Origin of the sequence: Mesorhizobium sp. M4B.F.Ca.ET.089.01.1.1 (genome assembly GCF_004022605.1) — a bacterium.
Taxonomy (GTDB): Bacteria; Pseudomonadota; Alphaproteobacteria; order Rhizobiales; family Rhizobiaceae; genus Mesorhizobium; species Mesorhizobium abyssinicae.
Genome location: NZ_RZOS01000296.1, coordinates 1 through 7,200, shown reverse-complemented (window position 1 = coordinate 7,200; position 7,200 = coordinate 1). Strand labels below are relative to the sequence as shown.

At 68.0% G+C, this 7,200-nt stretch carries 5 protein-coding genes and 1 pseudogene; all 6 read left to right on the top strand.

Features of this window, described 5'->3' with window-relative positions; genetic code table 11:
* Positions 1–359 precede the first annotated feature (359 nt).
* Complete coding sequence (locus EN780_RS23280) at positions 360–1,220, top strand: xanthine dehydrogenase family protein subunit M (RefSeq protein WP_128275437.1); 861 nt, start codon at positions 360–362, stop codon at positions 1,218–1,220.
* Positions 1,217–4,012, top strand: coding sequence for a molybdopterin-dependent oxidoreductase (locus EN780_RS23275; protein ID WP_128275436.1), 2,796 nt, complete (start codon positions 1,217–1,219; stop codon positions 4,010–4,012). Before EN780_RS23280 ends, EN780_RS23275 begins: the two co-directional genes overlap by 4 nt.
* Positions 4,009–5,553 (top strand): 6-hydroxynicotinate reductase, encoded by a 1,545-nt coding sequence (locus tag EN780_RS23270; protein WP_128275435.1) that lies wholly within the window; start codon positions 4,009–4,011, stop codon positions 5,551–5,553. Before EN780_RS23275 ends, EN780_RS23270 begins: the two co-directional genes overlap by 4 nt.
* A complete protein-coding gene (locus tag EN780_RS23265) occupies positions 5,550–6,434 on the top strand; it encodes a UPF0280 family protein (protein WP_127311659.1) in 885 nt (294 codons plus the stop codon). The genes EN780_RS23270 and EN780_RS23265 overlap by 4 nt, the downstream gene beginning before the upstream one ends.
* A complete protein-coding gene (locus EN780_RS23260; protein ID WP_128275434.1) occupies positions 6,427–7,011 on the top strand; it encodes an amino acid synthesis family protein in 585 nt (194 codons plus the stop codon). The genes EN780_RS23265 and EN780_RS23260 overlap by 8 nt, the downstream gene beginning before the upstream one ends.
* A pseudogene (locus tag EN780_RS23255) lies at positions 7,008–7,200 on the top strand (MarR family transcriptional regulator); the annotation flags it as partial. The gene EN780_RS23260 and the pseudogene EN780_RS23255, both read left to right, overlap by 4 nt.

Below are 7,200 nucleotides of genomic sequence, written 5' to 3'. Positions count from 1 at the left end.
GTCATCGACCTGCAGAACGACTTCTGCCCGGCCACCGCCAGCGCGCCGCCCGGGCAGAAGTCGTTCTGCAGGTCGATGACAACAAGCGCTTCGTCGGCCATGGGGCCTCCTTCTCGTCTCGGCGTAGGCTTTGATAGAATGCCGCTGTCGCGACCGGACGCAGAAACTCGACCAGATGGCGGGCGGCGTCAACCTCCAGCGGCATAACAATCGCGTGGAGACCGTCAGCCTGTGCGGCGACAGGAAACTCCGGCTTTGACAATTCCTGCCGACTTGATATCATTTGCATACGAATGAATTTTAGCCGGTGGGACGCCGGCAGGTTCCCTCGCAAGGGCACCTTTCTGGGAAGGCAAAGCGTGATCCGTTACGCGAAACCCACCACTGTCGACGAGGCGCTCGCCTTGCTTGGCGAGGATCGCTGGCGAATCCTGGCCGGCGGCACGGACTTTTACCCGGCGCAAGGCAACAAGCCGTTTCGCGACAACATCCTCGACATCAACGGCCTGACAGCGCTGCGAGGAATCGCGGAAAGCGAGGCGCATTGGCGGATCGGCGCGCGCACCACATGGACCGACCTCGTCCGCCATCCGCTTCCGGCGGCCTTCGATGCGCTGAAGGCGGCGGCGCGGGATGTCGGCTCCGTGCAGATCCAGAATGTCGCCTCCATCGCCGGCAATGTCTGCAACGCTTCGCCCGCCGCCGATGGCGTGCCGGCGCTGCTGGTGCTCGACGCCGATGTCGAGTTGCGGTCGGCGAAGGCGACGCGGCATCTGCCGCTCGGCGAGTTCATTCTCGGCAATCGCCGCACCGCCCTGGCATCGGGCGAGATGGTCACCGCCATTCGCATCCCGAAACCGGCGGCTGCCGGCACATCTGCCTTCGTCAAGCTCGGCGCCCGACGCTATCTGGTCATCTCCATCGCCATGGCGGCGGCGCGCCTTGTCGTCGACGATGGCGCCGTCGCTGAAGCGGCCATCGCCGTCGGCGCCTGCTCAGCGGTCGCCAGGCGGCTCGCGGGCGTCGAGGCGGCCTTGCTCGGCCTGCCGGCCGACGAAGCCCTTGCCGGCGCGGTGCTCGCCGCGCCGATCGACGAACTGTCGCCGATCGGCGATGTGCGCGGCAGCGCCGACTACCGGCTCGACGCGGCGCGCGAGATCGTCGCCCGCGCCGTCGCCGGCGCCATGGGCCACGCTGCTGGCGACAAGGTGGCCGCATGAGCCAGGTTCAGCCTCTTGTGAGCGTAGACCAGTCCGGCACGGGCATGGGACGCGCCGACGTCGCCTTCGAGGTCAATGGCGCCGCCGTCAGCGTCTCCGTGCCGCCGGTCCGCCGCCTTTCCCAGGTGCTGCGCGACGAATTGGGGCTGACCGGCACCAAGGTCGGCTGCGATGCCGGCGATTGCGGCGCCTGCACCGTGCTGGTCGACGGCGACCCGGTCTGCGCCTGCCTGGTGCCGGCGGCCTCCGTGTCGGGCGCGACCGTGACCACTGTCGAGGGTCTTGCCAATGGCCGGCTGTCGGCGCTGCAGGCTTCCTTCCTCGAGCACGGCGCGGCGCAATGCGGCATCTGTACGCCGGGCCTGCTGGTGGCGGCGACCGCGCTTCTCGAACGCAATCCTCAGCCGAGCGAAGCCGAGACCCAGGACGCGCTGGGCGGCGTGCTGTGCCGCTGCACCGGTTATCGGAAGATCGTGGCGGCGGTGATGGATGCCTGGCACCACGTCGATGGGCTTGACCATCGCATGCCCGAGACGGGTCGCGCCGTCGGCGCCTCGCCGATCCGCCTCGATGGCGTGCCGAAGGTCACCGGCGATGAGAAATTCGGCGGCGACTCCTTTCCGGCCGATGCGCTCGCCGTGCTGGTGGTCCGCTCGCCGCACTATCGTGCCCGCTTCGCCTTCGGCGACATCGGGGCCTGGGCGGATGCCCGTCCCGGCATCGCCGGCGTCTTCACCGCCGCCGACATTGCGGGCCACAACTGCTTCGGCGTCATCGGTCCCTTTGCCGACCAGCCGGCGCTCGCGGAAGGCGTCGCGCGCTTTCGCGGCGAGGCGGTTGCGCTGGTGGCGGGCGAGCGCGAGGCGATCCTCGATCTCGATCTGACGGATTTTCCGGTTTCATGGACCGAGCTGCCGCATGTCCTGCAGCCCTCGGATGCGAAAGCCGATGGCGCGGCGCTGCTGCACCGGCACCGTCCGGCGAACCTGCTCACCTCCGGCTTCGTCGAACGCGGCGATCCTGACGCAGCGCTTGCCGGCGCCGCCGTCACCGCGTACGGCGCCATCGAAACCTCCTATGTCGAGCACGCCTATATCGAGCCGGAAGCCGGCTATGCTTACATGGACGGCGACACGCTCGTCGTCGTCGCCTGCACCCAGGCGCCCTATATGGACCGTGACGACACGGCGAAGGTGCTCGGTCTTCCCGTCGACAAGGTGCGCATCGTGCCGACTGCCACCGGCGGCGGCTTCGGCTCCAAGCTCGACGTCTCGCTGCAGCCGCTGATCGGCTTGGTGGCGATGAAGACCGGCCGGCCCGCGGCCCTCGCCTACACCCGCAACGAATCCATGATCTCGACCACCAAGCGCCATCCCGCCGAGATGCAGGCAACCGTCGGCGCCGATGCCGAAGGCCGCGTCACCGGCATGGTCTTTTCCGGCGATTTCAACACCGGCGCCTATGCCAGCTGGGGGCCGACGGTCGCCAATCGCGTTCCCGTGCATGCCTCCGGCCCCTATTTGACGCCGAACTACCGTGCCGAGGGTCGCGCCATCCACACCAACGGCCCGATCTCCGGCGCTTTCCGCGGCTTCGGCGTGCCGCAGGCGACTATCATGCAGGAGACGCTCTACGACGAGCTGGCCGGCAAACTTGGCCTGGACCGGCTCGATTTCCGCTTGAAAAACTGCCTTCGTAACGGCTCCGAAACGGTAACCGGGCAGCGCTTGGAGTCCGGCGTCGGCATCGGCGAATGCCTGGAATCGCTTCGCCCGCATTGGGCCCGCGCGCTCGGCGAGGCCGAGGCGTTCAACGCCGCCAGCGAGGACAGAAAGCGCGGCGTCGGCGTCGCCTCCTGCTGGTATGGCTGCGGCAACACCTCGCTGCCCAACCCTTCGACCATCAAGGTCGGCATCTCGGCCGCGGGCGAGGTCGTGCTGCATCAGGGCGCCGTCGACATCGGCCAGGGATCGAACACCGTCATCACCCAGATCTGCGCCGATGCACTCGGCCTGCCGCTGGACAAATTCCAACTGAAGAGCGCCGATACCGCGATCACGCCGGACGCCGGCAAGACGTCCGCCTCGCGCCAGACTTTCGTCACCGGCAAGGCAGCCGAGAAGGCCGGCAGGGCACTGCGCGAGCAGATCCTGCGCTTCGCCAATGTCTCTGAGAAGGCAGCGATCGCACTCGATGGATCGAGCCTGGCCATCCGCGAAGGTGAAGCGACACGGAGCATCGATCTGTCCGAGCTGAAGGCCGACGCCGCCGGCCTGGTCTTCGTGGCGCAAGAAACCTACGACCCGCCGACGCTGCCGCTGGACGCCAAGGGCCAGGGCAAGCCTTATGCCGTCTACGGCTATGGCGCGCAGATCGCCGAGCTGGAGGTCGATCTCAAGCTCGGTACCGTGAAGCTGATCAGGATCACCGCCGCGCACGATGTCGGCAAGGCCATCAATCCCGTCCTGGTCGAGGGCCAGATCGAGGGCGGCATCGCGCAAGGCATCGGCATGGCGCTGATGGAGGAATACATCCCCGGCCGCACCGAGAACCTGCACGACTATCTCATCCCGACCATCGGCGACGTGCCGCCGGTCGAGCACATTCTGGTCGAGGTTCCGGACCCGGAAGGACCCTTCGGCGCCAAGGGCCTGGGCGAGCATGTGCTGATCCCGACCGCGCCGGCGATCCTCAATGCCATCCGCCACGCCACCGGCGTTCTGGTCACCAAGGTGCCGGCGACACCGGCCCGCATCCGCGCGGCGATCCGCGACAAGGAGGCACGCCGATGAGCGAGCTTGCCGAACGTTTCGAAACCCACGACCCCGGCGAGAAGCAGGTGGCGGAGAAGATCCGCTGCGATGCTTGCCCGGTCATGTGCTACATCGCCGACGGCCGCACCGGCGCTTGCGACCGCTACGGCAATGTCGGCGGCCGCATCGTGCGCATGGACCCCCTGACCATCCTCGACCATGCCGCCGAGGCCGGCGGCGCCGTCGTGCCGTTCGCTGCCGAGGGCGAGGCCTGGAACGGCGAGCTGGTCAACACTGGGCGCCGCTTCGTCACCGCGATCGGCGCCGGCACCACCTATCCGGACTACAAGCCGGCGCCCTTCATCGTCAGCCAGGAGGTCGAGGGCGTCGATCTTGTCACCGTCGTTACCGAGGGCATCTTCTCCTACTGCGGCGTCAAGGTGAAGATCGACACCGACCGCCACATCGGCGACGAGACGGCGACGGTACGTGTCGAGGGCGAGGCGATCGGCCACGTCACGACAGGCGAATACGGCTCGCAGATGCTGTCGCTCGGCGGCGTGCATCACCTGACCGGCGGCTCCAAGCAGGAAGGCCGCGCCACCTGCGACGCGCTGCTCAATCTCTGCAACCGCAAGCCGGTCGAGCTTACCATCGATGGCGGCGCGACCGTCATCGTCGAGGCAGGCAAGGCGCCGGTGATCGACGGCAAGGTCGAGCATCGCATGCGCGTCGGCTGCGGCTCGGCCACCATCGGCATGTTCGCCACGCAATGGCGCGGGCTGGTCGACGAGGTGGTGGTGGTCGACGACCACATCACCGGCGTCGTCTCCGAGCATCAGGCCGGCAAGGTGCTGGGCTGGCAGGACACCGGCATCAAGATCATCGGCCGCCGCTCGACGCCTGGCCGCTACTTCAAGGTCTCGGAGCCCGGCCTCGGCTGGGGCGGCACCTCGATCTCCGACCCGCTGTCGATCCTGGGCGACTGGAACGCCAAGAAGGGCGCGCGGCCCGGCCTGTCGCTGCTGATGGTTTCCACCACCGGCGAGCAGTTTGCCTACTACGAGCTCGACGATGACCTGAAGCCGGTCGAAAAGCCGTTCCCGGAACGGCTGCAGAAGTCCGTCGGCCTGATCGAGGACAATTGCGAGCCGGCGCTCTGCACCGTGCTGTTCATCGGCGGCGCTGGCGGCTCGCTGCGCGCCGGCGTCACCGAGAACCCGGTCAACCTGACCCGCTCGGTGCAGGGCCTGAGGACTTACGTCACCGTCGGCGGCGCGCCGGTCTATGTCTGGCCGGGCGGCGGCATCACGCTGATGGTCGACGTCACCCGCGTGCCGGAAGGCGCCTTCGGTTACGTGCCGACGCCGGCGCTGGTGGCGCCGATCGAGTTCACCTTGCGCCGCGACGACTATGTCAGGCTGGGCGGCTACGAGGCCGAGATCCGCAGCGTCGAGGACATCCTCGCCAAGGGTGGCGAGTACCTCAACCCGCGCCGCGGCACCGGCGCTCCCGTCAACAATCCCTGGCCGCCGCTGGCGCAGTTGCGGCGGGCAGCGGCGAACGGGGCCGGAGGATGAACAGCCCGCAGGCGCATTGGCTTGCCGACGGCCGGCGGCTCCATCTCAACCATGGGCCGATCGACCTGATCGTCGAGGCCTTTGGCGAGCCGGATGAATGCCGGGCCGCCTACACCCAGGCCGTCGCGCGGTTCGAGACCATCCTGATTGAGTTGGTCAAAGAGCTTCCCGAATTGCGGCTCCCGGCATTCTTCCTGGCGCCGCGCGATTTCGCGGGGCCGACGGCGCGCCGCATGGAAGCAGCCGTCATGCCGCTGGCGGAATGCTTTATCACCCCGATGGCCGCTGTTGCCGGTTCGGTAGCCGACGAAATTCTGGCGGCGCTGCTCGCCGGCCGCCGGCTGGACCGCGCCTATGTCAACAATGGCGGTGATTGCGCCCTCCATCTCAGCAGCGGCCAGTCGATGATATCGGCCATTGCCGGCACCGGGCATGGCATGGCCGATCGCGTTACCATACGCGCCGAGGATGGCGTTCGCGGCGTGGCGACCAGCGGCTGGCGCGGCCGTTCGTTCTCGCTGGGTATCGCCGATGCCGTCACCGTCCTGGCGCGGACCGGCGCCGACGCCGATGCCGCCGCAACGCTGATCGCCAACGCCGTCGATCTGCCCGGTCACCCTGCGGTCGAACGGGCGCTGGCGCGCGATCTAGCACCCGACAGCGATCTTGGCGACCGGCTGGTGACGCAGGGCGTCGGCGCGCTTTCGCCGGGCGAAGTGGCGCGGGCGCTGGACAACGGGCTTGCCGTCGCCGAAGATTTTCGCCGGCGCGGCCTGATATCGGCCTCGGCGCTGTTCCTTGCCGGTGAGACACGCATCAGTGGTTCGGTGGCGCTCGCCGCGCCCAACAAGCATAAAGCGAAGGAAACTGCCCATGCCTGAATTCCCGATCCGCAAGATCGCGGTCCTGACCGAAGAGATTTTTCACGATGGCGGTCCAGTCGCGGCAGCGCCACGCCGCCGTGCCGCTGCCTTGGCGGTGGTGAAGAACCCCTTCGCCGGCCGCTACGTCGAAGAGCTGCAGAGCGCCATGGACGACTTGAAGCCGCTCGGGCTGCTGCTGGCCGATCGGCTGATTGCGGCGCTTGGCGGCGACGTGAAGCAGATCGACGGCTACGGCAAGGGCGCCATCGTCGGCTCCGCCGGCGAGCTGGAGCACGGCGCGCTGTGGCATGTGCCGGGCGGCTACGCCATGCGCGAGCGTCTCGGCGATGCCAAGGCGATCGTGCCGTCAGCCAAGAAGGTCGGCGCCTTCGGTTCGCGGCTCGACGTGCCGCTCGGCCACATCAACGCCGCCTATGTGCGCAGCCATTTCGACGCCATGGAGGTCGGCGTAAGCGACGGGCCGCGTCCCGACGAGATCCTGTTCTGCCTCGCCATGACCTGCGGCCCGCGCGTGCACGACCGCATGGGTGGCCTCGCGGCCAAGGACATCAAGGCATGGGACGGGCTGAGATGAGCGGCGAGGACAATCTGCTGCGGCTGGTCGAAGCCGAGGAGCCGGACGAGAACGGCTATCACCTGCAGGACCAGGTCGGTTTCATCCTGCGCAAGGCGCATCAGCGCCATGTGGCGATCTTCGCTTCGCAGATCGGCGATCTGACGCCGCCGCAATTCGCGGCTTTGGCCAAGCTCCACGACATAGGCG